This is a genomic window from Pasteurella testudinis DSM 23072 (assembly GCF_900176075.1).
In the GTDB taxonomy this organism is placed as follows: Bacteria; Pseudomonadota; Gammaproteobacteria; order Enterobacterales; family Pasteurellaceae; genus Chelonobacter; species Chelonobacter testudinis.
This window is the reverse complement of record NZ_FWWV01000001.1, coordinates 1-18545: the sequence shown is the minus strand read 5'-3', so window position 1 is coordinate 18545 and position 18545 is coordinate 1. Positions and strand designations below refer to the sequence as shown.

Annotated in this window: 18 protein-coding genes; 2 read left to right on the top strand and 16 right to left on the bottom strand. The window is 47.9% G+C overall.

The window, feature by feature from the left end:
• Positions 1–28: 28 nt before the first annotated feature.
• Complete coding sequence (locus B8880_RS00090) at positions 29–1333, bottom strand: isochorismate synthase (protein WP_084255112.1); 1305 nt, start codon at positions 1331–1333, stop codon at positions 29–31.
• A gap of 169 nt (positions 1334–1502) precedes the next feature.
• Here B8880_RS00090 and B8880_RS00085 point away from each other — a divergent pair, with 169 nt between their 5' ends.
• Positions 1503–2717, top strand: coding sequence for a pyridoxal phosphate-dependent aminotransferase (locus tag B8880_RS00085; protein WP_084255110.1), 1215 nt, complete (start codon positions 1503–1505; stop codon positions 2715–2717).
• Between the two features lie 70 nt (positions 2718–2787).
• On the opposite strand, the gene rnhB is transcribed toward B8880_RS00085, so the two are convergent.
• The 15 genes from rnhB to rpsB all read right to left on the bottom strand — a co-directional run bounded on the left by rnhB (position 2788) and on the right by rpsB (position 18056).
• Positions 2788–3384, bottom strand: coding sequence for a ribonuclease HII (gene rnhB / locus B8880_RS00080; protein ID WP_084255108.1), 597 nt, complete (start codon positions 3382–3384; stop codon positions 2788–2790).
• The gene (gene lpxB, locus B8880_RS00075) at positions 3371–4543 is read right to left on the bottom strand and encodes a lipid-A-disaccharide synthase (protein ID WP_084255106.1); all 1173 of its coding nucleotides are present in this window, start codon (positions 4541–4543) and stop codon (positions 3371–3373) included. Before lpxB ends, rnhB begins: the two co-directional genes overlap by 14 nt.
• Positions 4544–4617: 74 nt before the next feature.
• Complete coding sequence (gene lpxA / locus B8880_RS00070; protein WP_084255104.1) at positions 4618–5406, bottom strand: acyl-ACP--UDP-N-acetylglucosamine O-acyltransferase; 789 nt, start codon at positions 5404–5406, stop codon at positions 4618–4620.
• A gap of 26 nt (positions 5407–5432) precedes the next feature.
• Positions 5433–5912 (bottom strand): 3-hydroxyacyl-ACP dehydratase FabZ, encoded by a 480-nt coding sequence (fabZ, locus tag B8880_RS00065; protein WP_084255102.1) that lies wholly within the window; start codon positions 5910–5912, stop codon positions 5433–5435.
• 73 nt (positions 5913–5985) lie between these two features.
• Positions 5986–7014: a UDP-3-O-(3-hydroxymyristoyl)glucosamine N-acyltransferase gene (gene lpxD, locus B8880_RS00060; RefSeq protein ID WP_084255100.1), complete on the bottom strand. Its 1029-nt coding sequence runs from the start codon at positions 7012–7014 to the stop codon at positions 5986–5988.
• A gap of 3 nt (positions 7015–7017) precedes the next feature.
• Positions 7018–7542 (bottom strand): OmpH/Skp family outer membrane protein, encoded by a 525-nt coding sequence (locus tag B8880_RS00055; protein WP_084255098.1) that lies wholly within the window; start codon positions 7540–7542, stop codon positions 7018–7020.
• A gap of 92 nt (positions 7543–7634) precedes the next feature.
• The gene (gene bamA / locus B8880_RS00050; RefSeq protein WP_084255096.1) at positions 7635–10046 is read right to left on the bottom strand and encodes an outer membrane protein assembly factor BamA; all 2412 of its coding nucleotides are present in this window, start codon (positions 10044–10046) and stop codon (positions 7635–7637) included.
• Positions 10047–10113: 67 nt separating this feature from the next.
• Positions 10114–11457, bottom strand: coding sequence for a sigma E protease regulator RseP (gene rseP / locus B8880_RS00045; protein ID WP_084255633.1), 1344 nt, complete (start codon positions 11455–11457; stop codon positions 10114–10116).
• Positions 11458–11469: 12 nt separating this feature from the next.
• Positions 11470–12339 carry a phosphatidate cytidylyltransferase gene (locus B8880_RS00040; RefSeq protein ID WP_084255094.1) on the bottom strand — a complete coding sequence of 290 codons (870 nt, stop codon included), beginning with the start codon at positions 12337–12339 and terminating at the stop codon, positions 11470–11472.
• Between the two features lie 37 nt (positions 12340–12376).
• Positions 12377–13096, bottom strand: coding sequence for a polyprenyl diphosphate synthase (gene uppS / locus B8880_RS00035; protein ID WP_084255631.1), 720 nt, complete (start codon positions 13094–13096; stop codon positions 12377–12379).
• An 89-nt stretch (positions 13097–13185) separates the two neighbouring features.
• Positions 13186–14379, bottom strand: coding sequence for a 1-deoxy-D-xylulose-5-phosphate reductoisomerase (ispC, locus tag B8880_RS00030; RefSeq protein WP_084255092.1), 1194 nt, complete (start codon positions 14377–14379; stop codon positions 13186–13188).
• A 374-nt stretch (positions 14380–14753) separates the two neighbouring features.
• A complete protein-coding gene (gene frr, locus B8880_RS00025) occupies positions 14754–15311 on the bottom strand; it encodes a ribosome recycling factor (RefSeq protein WP_084255090.1) in 558 nt (185 codons plus the stop codon).
• A gap of 158 nt (positions 15312–15469) precedes the next feature.
• Complete coding sequence (gene pyrH / locus B8880_RS00020; RefSeq protein ID WP_084255088.1) at positions 15470–16192, bottom strand: UMP kinase; 723 nt, start codon at positions 16190–16192, stop codon at positions 15470–15472.
• A 129-nt stretch (positions 16193–16321) separates the two neighbouring features.
• Positions 16322–17170 (bottom strand): translation elongation factor Ts, encoded by an 849-nt coding sequence (tsf, locus tag B8880_RS00015; RefSeq protein WP_084255086.1) that lies wholly within the window; start codon positions 17168–17170, stop codon positions 16322–16324.
• A gap of 136 nt (positions 17171–17306) precedes the next feature.
• The gene (gene rpsB, locus B8880_RS00010) at positions 17307–18056 is read right to left on the bottom strand and encodes a 30S ribosomal protein S2 (protein ID WP_084255084.1); all 750 of its coding nucleotides are present in this window, start codon (positions 18054–18056) and stop codon (positions 17307–17309) included.
• Between the two features lie 276 nt (positions 18057–18332).
• Here rpsB and B8880_RS00005 point away from each other — a divergent pair.
• On the top strand, positions 18333–18545 hold a 213-nt coding region (locus tag B8880_RS00005; RefSeq protein WP_143933378.1), incomplete at its 3' end, for a transposase family protein.

Below are 18545 nucleotides of genomic sequence, written 5' to 3'. Positions count from 1 at the left end.
AATTTTTAACCAGAAAACCTGAATTCTATCAACCTGATGTTGGAAATAATGACAGGATTCCCGCCGCTTTTCTTTCAATCTCCTGCCATTCTAGCAAGGGAACGGAACCGGCAACAATACCCGCACCGGAGAAAATCGCGATTTTGTCCTGTTCCTGCGGATCTTTACTTAACAAAGTGGAACGAATCGCCACGCAAAATTCACTGCTCGCCAACGACATCACTCCCAAAGTGCCGGCATACCAATCCCGTTTAAAATTTTGCCGTTCAGCAATAAATTTTAATGCGGCGGCATAAGGCAGACCGCCGACGGCGGCGCTTGGGTGAATGGCGGTTAAACAAGCCTGATCATCGACCTCGGGATAGAGCTTGGCACCGATATTCCGCACCAAATGCTGCACATAACGCAAGGTGCGGCTGCTCAATTCACCGATATCCAAATGCTGGCTTAAATTTGACAGTTTGGCACAGATATCTTCCACCACCAGTCGGTTTTCATGAATATTTTTACCGTCTTGCAACAGCCATTGCTGCTGCTGTTGGTTTTGCCGTTGATCGCCGCCGTATTCCGCCGTGCCAGCCAAGGCTTCGGTAAACAGGGTTTGCCGTTGCCGCCGATACAGTCTCTCCGGGCTGATACCCAAAAATGCCGATTGCGCCGATTGCGCCCATAAAAAATAGTAACAACACGGCTGCTGACGGCGCGCTTGCGCCAGCAAATCATGCGGATCAAGCGCTTCGCTTAAGGCAAAGGTTTTCTTTTGCGCCAGAACGACCTTGGTAAACCGCCCTTGTGCGATGCAGTCCAGCGACTCCTGCACCAAATCCTGCCATTGTGTCTGGCTGTAATTTTGTTCGCCGGGGTATAAACCTGCAGTCACCGCATTCAGCGTTTGCGCGCCTTGCAACCCCTCAATAAAGGCGTAAACCGCACTTTGCCGATCCGTTGCCGACAAACTGAACGTCACTTTCAACCGCTCTGCGCACTGCTCAAGCCACAAGCGCGGCAAATAAAAACTCGCCTCGCCTTCAAAGGTTAAACCGCCGACCAAATGCAGCGGTTGATCCGCGTGCTGATTTAAAAATTGCTGCGCCGCATCAAGCTGTGAAAACCGCTGCACCTCACCGAGGGCGACACATTGGCTTTCCGATTCTCGCGCCTGCCAGAAAAAACGCGGATAGTGCGGCTGCCCTTTCAGCCATGCCAGTACATTGCCGCAATCCGGCGGCAACGCAATACAAAATTGATATTGCGTAATCGCTTGATCCGCGACAACCTGATGATTTTGCAGCAGTTGTAATAATTGTTGTTTTAGCTGTTGCCAACAGTCCATTATATCCAGTGACCTTTTTTATTTCTTGAAACCAAGTCATCGTATAAAACTTGAAAACACTCATTCTACCGCACTTTAAAAGAAATATTGACCGAAATCTTTTCATTTTTCGCAAATCAGCGTAGAGTAAACAAATTCACTTATCACACATTGACATCAAAGGTTCAGCATGGATATTTTTCCTAAATCCAACAAATTAGAACATGTCTGCTACGACATTCGCGGACCTGTGCACAAAGAAGCACTGCGTTTGGAAGAAGAAGGACATAAAATCTTAAAACTCAATATCGGCAACCCGGCACCGTTCGGCTTCGAGGCGCCGGACGAAATTTTGGTTGATGTGATCCGCAACCTGCCGACCGCACAAGGCTATTGCGATTCCAAAGGCTTGTATTCCGCGCGCAAAGCGATTGTGCAATATTATCAGTCAAAAGGACTGCGCAATCCGTCGGTGAATGATGTGTATATCGGCAACGGCGTGTCCGAGTTAATCACCATGTCGATGCAGGCGCTACTGAATGACGGTGACGAAATTCTGGTGCCGATGCCGGATTATCCGTTGTGGACTGCGGCGGTTACCCTTTCCGGCGGCACGGCGGTGCATTATTTGTGTGACGAAGAAGCCAACTGGTTTCCGGATATCGCCGACATTAAAAGCAAAATCACCAGCCGCACCAAAGGCATTGTCATTATCAACCCGAACAACCCGACCGGCGCGGTCTACAGCCGCGAACTGTTGCTGGAAATCGCCGAAGTGGCGCGGCAAAACAAGCTGATTATTTTTGCCGATGAAATTTATGACAAAATTTTATACGACGGCGCAGTACACCATCATATGGCGGAAGTGGCGCCGGATCTGCTGACCGTGACTTTTAACGGCTTGTCAAAAGCCTACCGGATCGCCGGTTTCCGTCAAGGTTGGATGATGCTGCACGGCCCGAAACAAGCGGCGCAAGGCTACATCGAGGGTTTGGATATGCTGGCTTCCATGCGCTTATGTGCCAACGTGCCGATGCAAAATGCAATTCAAACCGCACTTGGCGGCTATCAAAGCATTAACGAATACATTCTGCCCGGCGGACGTTTGTTGGAACAGCGCAATCGGGCGCATGAGCTGCTCAACCAGATTCCGGGGGTCAGCTGCGTTAAACCAATGGGGGCGCTCTATATGTTCCCGAAAATCGATACCAAAAAATACAATATCTATGATGATGAAAAAATGATATTCGATTTACTGACCCGGGAAAAAGTGTTGCTGGTGCACGGACGCGGCTTCAACTGGCAGCAACCGGATCACTTCCGAATCGTCACCCTGCCGTATGTCCATCAAATTGAAGACGCCTTGACACGATTTGCCCGTTTTTTGGAAAACTATCGCCAATAATTGGGTTATCAAGCCGATAAACAATAAAAGGTATCTGCGGATACCTTTTTTCTTTGCTTTCGCACTCTGTTTAAGCCTGTTCCAACAATTTCCTCACCGGCGAAAAACTTCTGCGGTGCTGCGGCAATACGCCGTATTGTTGCAGTTTTTGCAGGTGAAGTGCGGTCGGATAGCCTTTGTGCTGCGCCAGACCGTAGTGCGGATATTGCCGATCCAACTCCGTCATTTCTTGATCGCGTGCAACTTTTGCCAAAATCGACGCAGCGCTGATTTCTGCGACTAAGCTATCACCTTTGACCACTGCCTGCGCCGGCATCGGCAATTTCGGCAGTTTATTGCCGTCCACCAACACAAAGTGCGGTTGAATGCGGAGTGCGGCAACCGCTCTTTGCATGGCGAGCAGGCTGGCTTGCAGAATATTGAGTTGATCAATTTCTTCCGGCTCCGCTCTGCCTAGCGCCCATGCTAAGGCGTTGGCTTGGATCTCTTCCGCCAATAATAGGCGTTTTTTTTCAGATAATTTTTTTGAATCGGCTAAGCCGACAATCGGTTTATTCGGATCTAAAATCACGGCGGCGGTGACTACCGCGCCGATTAACGGGCCGCGTCCGACTTCATCAACACCGGCGATCAAACCAACCGCTTGCGGATATTCAAAGCTGTCCATTTAATACCTCGACAACGGCTTGCGCCGCCTGTTGATCGGCATTGCAGCGGATCATGTTATGCAGCTCGACAAAGCACCGCTTCAACGCCAAAGTGCGGTTTTGTGCGCGCTCATCAGGACTGAGATAGCGTGATAGAGCGTCCGCCAGCTGTTGCGGATTGCACTCGTCCTGAATCAATTCCGGCACCAGCATTTCATCAGCCAGCAAATTCGGCAGCGAGACATATTTGCTTTTGACCAAGCGCTGCGCCAACCAATAGGTCAGCGGCTTCATGCGATAACCCACCACCATCGGTGATTTGCACAACATACATTCCAGCGCCGCCGTGCCGGAAGCCAAGAGAGTGGCGTCTGCTGCCATCATCGCCGCACGGGCTTCCCCGTCGAGCAAGTGCATTGGCAATTGCGGTGCGATACGCTGTTTCGCCCGTTCAAATTGTTGCCGGCGTTTGGCGTTGATCAGCGGCACTAAAAATTTCAGATCGGGAAAGCGTTGTTTCAGCAAAAGTGCGGTCTGCAAAAACGGTTCGCTGAGAAATTCCAGCTCCGAGCCGCGGCTGCCGGGCAGAATCGCCACATAACGCTGCTGCGGATCCAGTTGCAGTCGGGTACACGCCTGCCTGCGGTCGACTTCAAGCGGAATCGCATCTGCCATCGTGTGCCCGATAAAACGGCACGGCACGTTAAAACGGTCATAAAAGGCTTTTTCAAACGGTAAAAAAGCCAGCACCAAATCGGTGGCGGCGGCAATTTTAAAAATCCGTTTTTGCCGCCATGCCCACACCGACGGACTGACGTAATGAATGGTTTTAATCCCGTTCTGTTTTAATACTTTCTCCACACCGAGATTGAAATCCGGCGCATCGATACCGATAAAAATATCCGGTTTTTCAGCCAACAGGTTTTGAATTAAGGTGTTACGGATTTTCAGCAAGCGCGGCAAATGCTTCAACACTTCAACCAAGCCCATCACTGATAATTCGTCCATTTCGAAGTAGCTCTCCGCCCCTTGCGCCAACATTTGCGGGCCGGCAATGCCGATAAAGCGGGCGTCGGGATAAATCCGGCGCAATTCTTTAATCAATCCCGCGCCCAGAATATCACCGGAAATTTCACCGGCGACCAAGGCGATCAACGGTGCGTTTTTTGGTGGTTGCATAAATCCCCCGTTAAAAAATAACCGCACTTGAAAGTGCGGTTAAACTGCATAACACAACGCGAACCACGCGATAATTAGCGAATAATTCCGCGCGTCGAACGTTTGAAGAATGACAGGAAGAAGCTGACTGAGGCTTCCGTTTCTGCAATCCGTTCAATTTCAGGGATAACCTCTTCCAAGGTTTTGCCGCTGCGGTAAATCAATTTATACACATTGCGGATCGCATGCATTGCCGGTTTGTCAAAGCCGCGGCGTTTCAGCCCTTCCAAATTGACACCGAACGGTTGTGCATGGTTGCCCTGCGCCATCACATACGGCGGCACGTCTTGACTGACCATCGAACCGCCACCCAACATTACATGGGCGCCAATCACGACAAACTGGTGAATTGCCGACATACCGCCGACGATCACAAAATCGTCCAGTTCAACGTGTCCTGCCAACGTGGCGTTGTTAGCTAAAATACAGCGGTTTTTAATCTGACAGTCGTGGGCAATATGGGTATTGATCATCAATAAATTGTCGTCCCCAACGCGGGTTACTCCACCGCCTTGCACCGTACCGCGGTGAATAGTCACGCTTTCACGAATGCGGTTACGATCACCGATAATGGTTTTGGTCGGTTCGCCGTTATATTTCAAATCCTGATTGACCTCACCGATGCTGGCGAACTGAAAAATCTGGTTATCCCGTCCGATTTTGGTGTGTCCGCGCACCACCACATGGGAGTGCAGCACCGTACGTTCGCCAATCTCAACATCGGCACCGATAATACAGAAAGGGCCGACGACAACATCGGCGCCGATTTTGGCTCCGTCTTCGATTATCGCTGAACTATGAATTTTCGCCGTTGGATTAATCATCTCGTATCCTGTTTATGCTTGTGGGTTTACATCGGACGACGTGCGCACATCAATTCGGCTTCGCACACCACTTTTCCGTCCACCGTCGCTACACCGGTAAAACGGGTCACGCCGCGGCGCTCCTTGATAAAGTGAACTTCTAAAATCATTTGGTCGCCCGGCTCGACAGGGCGTTTAAAACGGGCATTGTCGATAGCAGCGAAATAGAACAGTTCGTCTTTCGGCAGTTCCAGCGTTTTGAATGCCAACACGCCGGTCGCCTGTGCCATGGCTTCCAAAATCAATACGCCGGGAAATACCGGTTTCTGCGGAAAATGACCGGTGAAACAAGGTTCGTTGACAGTGACGTTTTTCACCGCTTTCAGCCATTTGCCTTCTTCAAAATCAATGACTCTATCCACTAATAAAAACGGATAACGATGCGGTAATAACTGCATGATTTCATTAATATCGACAATTTTCGCTTCTCTTGCCTGCGAATCGGTTTGATTGTTTTCAGTTGTCACGTTCTAATTCCCTTAAGTATTATATCCATTGCTACGGCAGACTGTCCGTAGCAAAAATGATTTTGTTGCTGACTTATGACTTGTCGTAATTTCGTTCTAATGTCTTCAAGCGGCGATTCATTTCACTGATGTTCATTGTCAGCGCCGCCGTTTTACGCCATGCTTTATTCGTTTGTGCCGGAATACCGGAAGAATACACCCCCGGTTCGGTAATCGGACGTAAAACCATGCTCATGCCGGTTACCGTCACTCCGTCGCAGATTTCCATATGGCCGTTCAGTACGCTGGCGCCACCGATTAAGCAATATTTACCCACGGTCAGACTGCCGGCCATAATCACCCCGCCGGCAACCGCCGTACCTGTGCCGATATGCACGTTATGCGCAATTTGGCACAGATTATCAATAATGACATTATCTTCGATAACCGTCGCATCTAATGCACCGCGATCAATACAAGTGCAAGCGCCAATTTCAACGCGGTTGCCGATGATAACTTGCCCGCGTTGCGGAATTTTGATCCATTTGCCTTTATCATTGGCGTAACCAAAACCGTCAGCACCGATCACGGAAGAAGATTGAATCAAGCAATCCTGTCCGATTTCCACCTCATGATATACCGTCACGTTCGCCCAAAGTCGGGTTCCGGCGCCGATTTTCGTATTTTTACCGATAAAACAACCGGCGCCGATAACGACATTATCGCCTAATTCAACATTGTCTTCGATCACGGCATGCGCACCGATCGCCACATTGCTGCCCACTTTTGCCGAAGCGGAAATAACCGCACTTTTGGCAATTCCGCTTGCCGCTTGAGGCGTAGCGTCCATTAATTGTGCGATTAACGCATAAGCAATGTAAGGATCCTTAACGATAATCAAATTGCTGTCCGCACGGCAAAAATCAATATCCTGTGCGGTGACTAACAAACAGCCTGCCTTAGAGTCCGCAAGTAATTCGCGGAATTTAGCGTTGGAAATAAAACTCAGCTGATTAGGCTCGGCTTTATTCAACGCGGCGATACTTTCTACCGCACTTTCAGGATTGCCGCGTAATTCGCCGCCGACATGTTCTGCGAGTTGTTGTAATAAATACTGTGCCATAAATTATTTTTTAGCTTCTGCGGCAGCCGGTTTAATTGCTTTTAATACTTCTTCGGTAATATCTTTACCGGCAGCGGCATAGACAATTGCATTGGCATCAATTACATAGCTGTAGTTATTTTTTGCCGCCACTTCGTTGGTTGCGGTTTGGATATCGGCCAATAATTTTGCTCTTTCTTGATACTGCAATTCTTCATTTTGCGCCTGCAGCTCTTCCGCCTGTTTTTGATAGGCTTCACGCATTTTATTGATTTCGTCTTCGCGTTTTTGAATATCCGCCGAACGCAATTTCGGTGCTTCTTTTTGTAGGGCTTCAATCTTCGTGACAATCGCTTTTTCACTGGCTTGTAATTTTTCTGCCGGTGCTTTTAGCGCCGCATCAATTTTGTCTGCGGCAGCTTCGCGATCCGGATGGTTTTGGAATAAATAAGCCGAGTTAATAAAAGCAATATTCTCTGCTGCCGTCGCCAATGAAGAAGTTAGTGCCAAAGCCAAAGACAGACCTGCGATTTTTAATACTTTTTTCATATGATATCCCTTATTGAGTTTATACGGCGGATTCACAATCAATCCGCCTGTTTAATATGACGCTATTTTAAATAAAAAGTTGCCGTTTAAGATTAGAAACTACCACCGATACTGAATTGGAACTGCTCGATTTCATCACCTTCATACTTTTTGATCGGCTTGGCATACGAAAAAACCAACGGCCCGATCGGCGAGTTCCACTGGAAGGCCAAACCGGCGGAAGCCCTGACTTGGCTAGGATCACCATAGTCAGTAATACGTTGCGGAATATTGCCTTGCGTAAACAAATTCGCCTTGTCTTTCTTCCATTCGGTGTTCCAAACACTGGCCGCGTCAACAAATAACGACGTTCTGACCGTATTTTGGTTTTTATCGCTGACAAACGGAGTCGGCATAATCAATTCAACACTCGCTGTCGCCATAGCATTGCCACCGACGACATCATAGTTGATATTGTTGTAATTTCTGGCAGGATCATTAACCGAAGCACCGCTCTGGGTATTATAAATCGCTCTTGGCCCGACCGCACCGTAGGCAAATCCGCGCAAGCTGCCGATACCACCGGCGCTATAGTTTTGATAGAACGGTAATTTTTTATCGCCGAAGCCGTTCGCGTAAGAAAGCGTGGCTTTCCCCGATAACACCCAGGTCTGATCGTAATTCAGTGGATAGAAGCTGGTGATATCCGCACTTAATTTATAATATTTGTTATCGGAACCGGGAATCGTAATTTTCCCGCCGATACTGGCTCGAGTCCCGTTAGTCGGCAAAAAGCCACGGTTGAGCGTGTTATAATTCCACCCCAGACTGAATTCAAAGTCATCGCTTTTGATTCTCCAGTCATTGACGCCCATCGAGCGTAAATAACGGGCACGGTTATATTCCGGATACATGTTTTTCAGTTTGTTATGCACATAACCGACGCCCAAATAATAGGAGTTGTTTTCATTCACCGGAAAGCCTAACGTGCCGTTGATACCATAACTGGTACGCGCGTAAGAGGCGGTGGTATCACTGTCTTTATAGTCGTAGGTATCATAGAAAATATTTCCGCCCAAACTCACGCCGTCACGGGTAAAGTACGGTTCGGTATACCCCAGATTGACACTGGTGGCATATTTATTTTTCACGCCGGACAAACTGACCGATGACCCCATTCCCAGAAAGTTATCTTGTTTCACGCTGGCTTGATAGCTTAAACCACTCTCGGTACCGAAACCGATCCCGAAGTTAATGCTGCCGGTGTTGCGCTCTTTCACTTTATACAACACGTCCAGTTGGTCATCGACGCCCGGTACCGCCAAGGTTTGACTTTCCACCGTTTCATAGAAACCGGTTCTTTCCAAACGATATTTTCCCTGTTCGATGAGTGCGGTCGACAACCAACTGCCCTCTTGTTGGCGCATTTCTTGGCGCAATGTCGAATCCGCACTGACATCGTTACCTTCAAAGCGGATAGAACGCACATAATAACGGCGGCCGGCATCAACCACCACGATTAAATCAACGGTGTGGTTGGCGTCATCAAAGTCCGGTTGGATAGTAATTTGCGGATTGGCATAGCCACGTGCGCCCAAGGTATTTTTAATCCCGTCTTCAATAGCCTTGACCGTGTTGCCGCGGAATTGCTCGCCACGCTTGATATTTGCCAGTAATTGATTCAAATCGGCGCTCATACCGGCGGTATCGCCGATAATCCGTACATCGTTAATCGTGTATTTTTCACCCTCGTCCATTGTGATCGTCAAATTGATGTCTTTTTTATCATCACTGTATTGCACGTCCGTATCAACAATTTTGAATTTGGCATAACCTTGGTTCAGATAAAAATCCCGCAACGTGTTGAGATCTTTTTCAAATTTCGGATTCGAGAATTTGCTGCTGGAAAAAATATTCCACCATGACACATCCGGTTGAATTTCGGTTTGGTCGAGTAATTTGCTGTCGCTAAAAGCATTGTTGCCGACAAAGTTAATCTCTTTAACCAAAGCACCGTCGTTTTCTTTAATTTCTAATTTCAACGCTGCCCGACCTTGCCCCAAATCATCAACAATGGTATTGATTTCGGCGTTAGTGTAACCGGCGGAATGGTAATAATTGAGCAATTCCTGACGGAACGATTCCAATTTTTCCCGCTCCAGAATTTCCCCTTTGGCAATGCCGTTTTCACGCAAATTGGTTTCCAAGGCATCTTTCGGTATTTGCTTGTTACCCTCAATTTCCAGCGAACTGATATAAGGGCGCGCCTGAATGCGTAAAACCAAGGCATTGCCTTCGCGCACCGCTTCCACGTTTTCATAACCGCCACGCAAGAATAGACTGCGTACGATTTGCGATAAATCCTGATCATTGGCACGCTGTCCGACTTTAACCGGCAGACCGGCAATAATGTTTTCAGCGGTTACCGGATCAGTACCTTCTACCCGAATATCCTGTACGGTGAAAGGCGCCGCCAATACACTGGCACTGCTTAAGAGTAAACTGGTCACTAGGAGTTTTTTCATTGTAGCTTTCCTGTTCAATAAGCCCTGTTAAATAAAATGTTCAGATTGTCTGAGATTCGGTTCAAAATCAAATAAAGCGTATAATATCATTAAATACGGCAAAAAATGTCAGGATAAGCAATAACATCGCACCGATTTTGAAAAAAACTTCTCTCACCTTGTCCGTCACCGGACGTCCGCGCACGGCTTCAACCGCCAAAAACAGCAAATGTCCGCCGTCCAATACCGGCAATGGAAATAAATTCATGATCCCTAAATTGACACTGATCAGCGCCATAAAACTGAGGTAGTACACCAAACCGCTGTCCAATGACATTCCGGCGCCCTGAGCAATCGAAATCGGCCCGCCGATATTATTCAACGAAATATCACCGCTGAATAATTTTGCAACCAATTTGACAATCACCAGCGATAATTCCGCCGTTTTTTCCACGCCCTGCTGCAAGGCGCTTAGAATATCATATTTTAATTCGGTGCGGTACTGCTGCGGCAACGGTTCAAAAGTCGGGGAAAATCCGACATAGGCGTGACCGTCTTTATTGTTGATCGGAGTCATCAATAAGGTGAAAATTTGTTGATTGCGCTCGATTTGGAATTGCAAGGGCTGATTCAAATGACGGCGAATGGTCTGGACCAACTCTTGCCATGGCAACGTTTGCCCATTAACCGTCAGAATTTTATCACCAACCTGCAAGCCGGCTATTGCCGCCGGCGAGTTTTTTGTGATTTTCGATACGGTGAGCTCCACTTTACCGCTCTTTGGCACCATACCCAACGCCGCAAATGCAGACTGCTGTTGCGGTTCATAGTGCCAAGCGCTCAAATCCAAACGTTTCTCTTGCCGCATTTGCGGTTGTTCGAAAGGGGCGACCGTCAACACCACCTGCGATGAGCCGACCTTAGTCGTCAGCAACATATTCACCGTAGTCCAATCTTCCACCGCTTTTCCGTCCACTGCAAAAATTTGGCTATCCGGTTGCAATCCCGCCTGTGCAGCAATCGAGTCGGGCATAACGCTTTCAATCACCGGCTTCACCGTCGGCACGCCGATCATATAAATCGCCCAGTATGCCAACACGGCAAAAATAAAATTCGCCAACGGGCCGGCGGCAATCACAAAAACCCGTTGCCACACCGATTTGCTGCTATAATCCTGCTCCCGCTGGGCTTCGGCAACGGCTTCCGCCTTACTGTCTAACATTTTGACATAACCGCCTAACGGAATCAGGGAGAGGGCAAACTCCGTCCCCTGCTTATCGGTGCGGCGCCACAACACTTTACCGAAACCGATCGAAAAGCGCAGCACTTTAATACCGCACTTTCGTGCTGCCCAAAAGTGTCCGAACTCATGCACAAACACCAGTACACTGATCACGATCAGGAAAGCGAAAACATACCAAAGCGAAGACATCATGCGATTTCCTTAGCGATAAAAATAGAACATGGCACAAAAGAACGGCAACGCCGCCGTCAGGCTGTCAATCCGATCCAAGACGCCACCATGTCCCGGAATCAACTGGCTGCTGTCTTTAATGCCGGCATGGCGTTTAAACATGCTTTCGGTTAAATCACCGAGAATCGAAATCGCAACAGTTCCAAAAGAGATTGCCGATAATGTTGGCTGTGAAAAGTGACGCAGAACAAAGTTGCTTGGGGTAAACTGCACAAAAACGATACCAATAATCAATGCGACAACCACGCCGCCGATGGCGCCCTGCCAAGTTTTACCCGGTGAAACGTGCGGTGCCAATTTATGTTTACCAAAGGCTTTGCCGCAAAAATAGGCGCCGGTATCTGTGCTCCAAATCAAAATCAGCACATACAACAGCAGCAGCAACCCCTCATAACTGTTTTGGTTATAGTTGTACAAACGCAACGCCAGTAAAGCGAATAGAAAAGGCATTAAGGTGAAGAAACCGAAAAACAGTTGTAACAACGCCGGTTTCTGCCAATATTTGCTGGAATTCGGGTAGCTCACCACCAACAGTAACGCCAACAGCCACCAAAGCAGTGCGGCAACCAACAACCAAACCGTATCACTGTTCAGCACAATACCGGCATTAATATAATCGCGGTAAGAAAAAATGATCATAAATAAAGCGCAAGCGGATAATCCGGTGATCAACCAACGCCATATATCATTTTTGTGTTTGGCAAACTGGCACCACTCCCACACGCCCAGCACCACAATCGCCGCGACGGTTAAAGCAAATGCATAGGGTGAAAACAGCAGCAAGGCCGCTATGACAAAAATAAGTAATGCTATCGCAGAAATAATACGCTGTTTAAGCACCTAAGATTCCCCTTTCTTATTATTGAATTATTGATGATCAGTCTGTCGCGCCAAAACGGCGCTCACGCTGTTGAAACGCCACAATTGCGTTGGAAAATTCTTGCTCATCAAAATCCGGCCATAACACCGGGCTGAAATACAATTCGGCATAAGCCAGTTGCCACAGTAAAAAATTACTGATGCGCTGTTCACCACTGGTACGGATCAATAAATCCACCGGAGCCTGCCGTCCTGTCACCAGCTGCTCTTGAAACACGGCGGCACTGATCATCGCCGTTTCCAGCTCGCCCCGCTTGACTTTTTCGGCTAACTTTTGCGCGGCTTGCACAATATCCCACTGACCGCCGTAATTAGCCGCGATATTTAACATCAAACCGCTGTTTGCGGCGGTCAACGCTTCGGCTTCGGCGATTTTCTTTTGCAACGCGCGGCTAAATTGGCTGACATCGCCCAAAATCTGTAATTTGATATTGTTTTTGTGTAATTTCCCTACTTCGCGATTCAGCGCCAACATAAACAGATCCATCAAGCCGCTGACTTCGCTTGCCGGTCGTGCCCAGTTTTCGCTGCTGAAGGCGTATAAGGTCAACGATTCGATCCGCTGCTCCGCCGCAAACGCCACCGCTTTGCGCACCGCCTGCACGCCGTTTTTATGCCCGACCAGACGTAGCTTTCCTTTTTCCTTCGCCCAGCGTCCGTTGCCGTCCATAATGATGGCAACATGTTTCGGCATCTGTCCCTTTCGCTCGACGGACATAGGAATCGCTACAGAAGTTAAACGTTCGTTCATAACTATCCAAATTTAAAAATAATATCCGGCTAACTATATCACAAGCCTGAAATAACTTAAAAAGCTAAAATCAGTTGTTGTGCCGATCGCCGTGCTTTTTGATCGATTTCAAACACATCTTCTATTTGTTTGATAGCGGAAAACGGAAATTGTTCCACTGTGCGGCGATTTATTTGTTCAATATCCGTAAAACGGATTTGGCCTTGCAGAAAAGCCGCAACCGCCACTTCATTCGCCGCATTCATCACGGTGGTGGCATATTGCCCTGCGGCAAAGCAGTCAATGGCCAATTTCAGGTTCGGATAGCGTTGGTAATCCGGTTCGATGAAAGTCAATTCTTTAAGTTTAAAGAAATCCAATGGCGCAACGCCGGCAAAAGTGCGGTCGGGGTAGGCTAGCGTGTGGGCGATCGGGGTGCGCATATCCGGATTGCCCATTTGCGCCAATACACTGCCATCGCTGTAACGCACCATCGAGTGGATAATCGATTGCGGGTGAATGATAATTTCCATCTGTTCGGCGGAGGCGTTGAACAACCAACGGGCTTCGATATATTCCAAACCTTTGTTCATCATGGTCGCCGAATCCACCGAAATTTTATGCCCCATCGACCAATTCGGGTGCGCCACCGCTTGTGCCGGCGTGAGCGCAGCAAAATCTTCAAGTGCGGTATGGCGAAACGGCCCGCCCGAACCAGTCAGAATAATGCGTTCAATACCGCTTTCGTGCAATCGGCAATGCCCGATCCGCTGCTGTTCGCTCTGCGGCAGCGCTTGGAAAATCGCGTTGTGTTCGCTGTCCACCGGTAACAAGGTTGCGCCCGATTTCGCCACCTCATCTATAAACAGTTGTCCGCAGGTGACCAGTGATTCTTTATTGGCGAGCAGCACTCGTTTTCCGGCTTGAATCGCTGCCAAGGTTGAACGTAAACCTGCTGCGCCGACAATCGCCGCCATCACGCAGTCCGCTTCAGGGTGCGCCGCAATTTCACAAATCGCCTGCTCACCGCTCAAGACTTCTGTCTTAACCGCACTTTCGCTTAACCGTTGTTTAAGCTGTTTCGCCGCTTCGCTATCCGCCATCACGGCAAAGTGCGGTTGGAAATCCAAACACTGCTGCGCCATCAACTCGGCATTGCGTCCCCCGACCAGCGCAAAAGTGCGGTATTTTTCGGAATTGTGTTCGATCACCGATAAAGTGCTTTTACCGATCGAACCGGTCGAACCCAGAATCACGATATTTTGTTGCATAGATCACCGTATTGAAAAAATTGAAATATATTGAAATTTATCACATTTCTCTTGCCACCCACATCGTATTTCGCCGATGGCGACCATACTTTTCTTTGCTTCGCCAAAGAAAAGTATGCAAAAGAAAGGCGACCCTATTGCGGTGCTGATCTTCGCTTAGTGTGAATTTGCTTAACGGAAAATTTTTAATTCGCCCGCGTTGCGGGCAGACTCGCTTCGCTCAAACAAAAAAATTTCCCTACAAATTTCACACACGCTCAGGCACCGCAGAAGGGGGAAAACAAACATCACTATTTTAGGGCATAAAAACCAAAAGTGCGGTTACCACCTCAATGACAACCGCACTTTCACAATAAATAAAGCCTTAAACAGCATTAAAATTCCATTAGCTCTTTTTCTTTGTCAGCCAAGGCGTCATCGACTTTCTTCACAAAAGCGTCAGTCAGTTTTTGAATCACGTCTTGCGCCTTGCGCTCGTCATCTTCGCTGATCTCTTTGTCTTTCAACAACGCTTTGATTTGATCATTGGCATCACGACGGATATTGCGCACCGCAACACGGCCTTGCTCCGCTTCAGCGCGCACGATTTTAGTTAAATCACGGCGACGCTCTTCAGTCAGCGCCGGTAACGGAACTCGGATTGTAGTACCCGCAGATGACGGGTTCAACCCCAAATCCGACGACATAATCGCTTTTTCCACCGCCTGAATCAAAGAGCGGTCAAACACGCTCACCGCCAAGGTTCGTGCGTCTTCCGCCACCACATTCGCCAGCTGGCGTAATGGCGTTGCCGCACCGTAATATTCAACCTGAATGCCGTCTAACAGACTTGGGTGGGCACGGCCGGTTCTGATTTTAGAGATCTGAGTTTTAAACGCTTCAATGCTTTTTTCCATGCGTTGTTCAGTATCTTGTTTAATTTCGTTAATCACGCTCTTTTCCTTTCTCAGTTGCTACTATGATGTTATAAACAGCTATTTTTAACCTATTCTCGCCGACAAATCAAGATTGACAACCTAGCCGAACAACCAATTATTCCGCTATAGATTATCAATGGCCGATTATTCGAGGCTAAATTATTCGTGGCTGATTATTCGTGGCTGATTAATGTACCTTCGGCTTCACCCATAATAACACGTTTTAGCGCCCCCGGTTTATTCATGTTAAACACCCGAATCGGTACATTATGATCGCGTGCCAGCGTAAATGCCGCCAAATCCATCACTTGCAACTCTTTTTCCAAAACATCTTGGTAGCTCAAATTATGATATAGCGTGGCATCAGGATTTTTCGCCGGATCGCAGTCATACACACCATCTACCTTGGTCGCTTTCAATACCACGTCCGCTTCGATCTCAATACCGCGCAAACAGGCGGCGGAATCGGTGGTAAAGAACGGGTTGCCGGTACCTGCGGAAAAAATCACTACCTGCCCTTGGTTCAACAGACGAATCGCTTGCGCCCAGCTGTAGGTATCGCATACGCCGTTTAACGGAAACGCCGACATCAATTTGGCATTCACTTCGGCACGGTGCAACGAATCGCGCATCGCCAAGCCGTTCATCACTGTCGCCAGCATTCCCATGTGATCACCCACCACACGATTCATGCCCGCTTTAGCCAATTTTGCACCACGAAACAGATTCCCACCGCCGATCACCAACGCTACCTGCACGTTTAAATCGACCAATTCCTTAATTTCAATCGCCATGCGATCCAATACCGAAGGATCAATGCCGAAGCCTTCTTCGCCTTGCAAGGCTTCGCCGCTTAATTTCAATAAAATACGTTTGTATGCCGGTTGTGTAGCCATTTTTTGTTCCTCGCTCTGTTCAAAGTGCTGATCGAATAGCATTACTATTTGATCAAAACTTTTCTATCCCAAAATCATTACAAATAAAATTCATTAAAAAGGCGAGTTTCCTCGCCTTTTATTTCAGTATTACACTTTTTGCATCGCTGCCACTTCAGCGGCAAAGTCGGTTTCGACTTTCTCAATGCCTTCACCCACTTCAAAGCGGATAAAGCCGGAAACGTCCGCGCCTTTCTCTTTCAGCAAATCGCCGACAGATTTGGACGGATCCATCACGAACGGTTGACCGGTCAGAGAGACTTCGCCGGTGAATTTCTTCATACGGCCTTCAACCATTTTCTCTGCGATTTCACGCGGCTTGCCGGATTCCATGGCGATAGCCACTTGGATTTCACGCTCTTTCGCCACCACTTCCGCAGAAACATCTTCCGGTTTCACGAATTCCGGACGGCTCGCCGCAACGTGCATCGCGATTTGTTTAACCAATTCATCATTCGCATTAGTTGCCGCAACCAACACACCGATTTTCGCGCCGTGCAGGTAAGAACCCACCACGTCACCGCTGATCGCAGCCACACGGCGGATATTCATGTTTTCGCCGATTTTGGCAACCAAGGTCGCACGCTCTTCTTCAAATTGCGCTTTCAACACTTCGACATCGGTGATTTTACCCGCTAACGCCGCATCGGCCACTTTGTTTGCCAATGCCAAGAAACCGGCATCTTTGGCAACGAAGTCAGTTTCACAGTTCATTTCAACCAACACGCCGTAACCGCCGTCAACGCGTGCCAAGATCACGCCTTCCGCTGCAACACGACCGGCTTTTTTCGCCGCTTTTGCTTGACCGGATTTACGCATATTGTCGATTGCCAATTCGATGTCACCGTTGGTTTCCACCAAGGCTTTTTTACATTCCATCATACCTGCGCCGGTACGCTCACGCAGTTCTTTTACCAATGCCGCTGTAATATCAGCCATTTTTTAATCCTCTTGTCCGTACAACCTATTGTAAAAATAAGCGCACTTTGAATAAAAAAGCAGGGAACATAAAGCCCCCTGCTAACCAATTAATTCGTGTGGTTAATAAGGGCAAACAGCCTTATTACCGATAACATTATTCAGCTGCTGCTTCTACGGCTGCTTCCGCTTCAACAAAGCTTTCTTCTGTTACGGTTGGGTTAGACTGCGCACGACCTTCGTTGACTGCTGCCGCTGCCGCTGTCAAATATAATTGAATTGCGCGCGCCGCATCGTCGTTACCCGGGATAATGTAATCAACACCATCCGGATTCGTATTGGTATCAACAACCGCAAATACCGGAATGCCCAAGTTATTGGCTTCTTTGATTGCAATGTGTTCGTGATCGGCAGCGATAACGAAAATCGCATCCGGCAAACCGGACATATTTTTGATTCCGCCTAAACTTAATTCCAGTTTTTCCATCTCACGCGCACGCATTAACGCTTCTTTTTTGGTTAATTTTTCAAAAGTGCCGTCTTGAGACTGTGCTTCCAAATCTTTTAAACGTTTGATTGATTGACGAACGGTTTTCCAGTTGGTCAACATTCCACCTAACCAACGGTGGTTGACAAAGTATTGGTTACAGCTTAATGCCGCGTCTTTTACTGCTTCGGTAGCTGCACGTTTGGTACCGACAAACAACACTTTACCGTTGTTGCCTGCAATGCGGGTCAACTCAACCAATGCTTCGTTGAACATCGGAACGGTTTTTTCCAGGTTGATGATATGAACGCCGTTGCGTGGTCCGAAAATGTAAGATTTCATTTTTGGATTCCAGTAACGAGTTTGGTGACCGAAATGTACGCCTGCTTGCAGCATATCGCGCATTGAAACTTGTGCCATGATAAATTCCTTATTTAATTGGGGTTTAGCCTCCACATATCCTGTCGCATCGACCGTTTGGCACCCCGACTGACAGTGTGTGATATGTGTGTGAAGTCTTAGTTAATCATAATGCCATTCCGACGGTTCGGAATAACGGCGCATTTTATACCATAGCCAGCCGGAAATTACCAGTAAATTTACCGCACTTCCGTCAAGACCGCCAGGGCAAGATCGCACTTTTCCTCAAAATATGATCTAATAAGCCTTTAATACGTTAAAATACAAGGTAACGTCATGGACTTATTCCGCTTTTTCGGTCAATTGGAAGACCCGCGTAAAGATATCAACCAAAAATATCCTTTTCTTGAAATCATTTTTCTGACCATGAGCGCCGTCATTTCCGGTGCGGAAGGTTGGACGGACATTAAACGGTTCGGGGAATATCATTTGGCGTGGTTGCGTCAATATTTACCTTTTGAGCGCGGCATCCCGGTCGATGATACCATT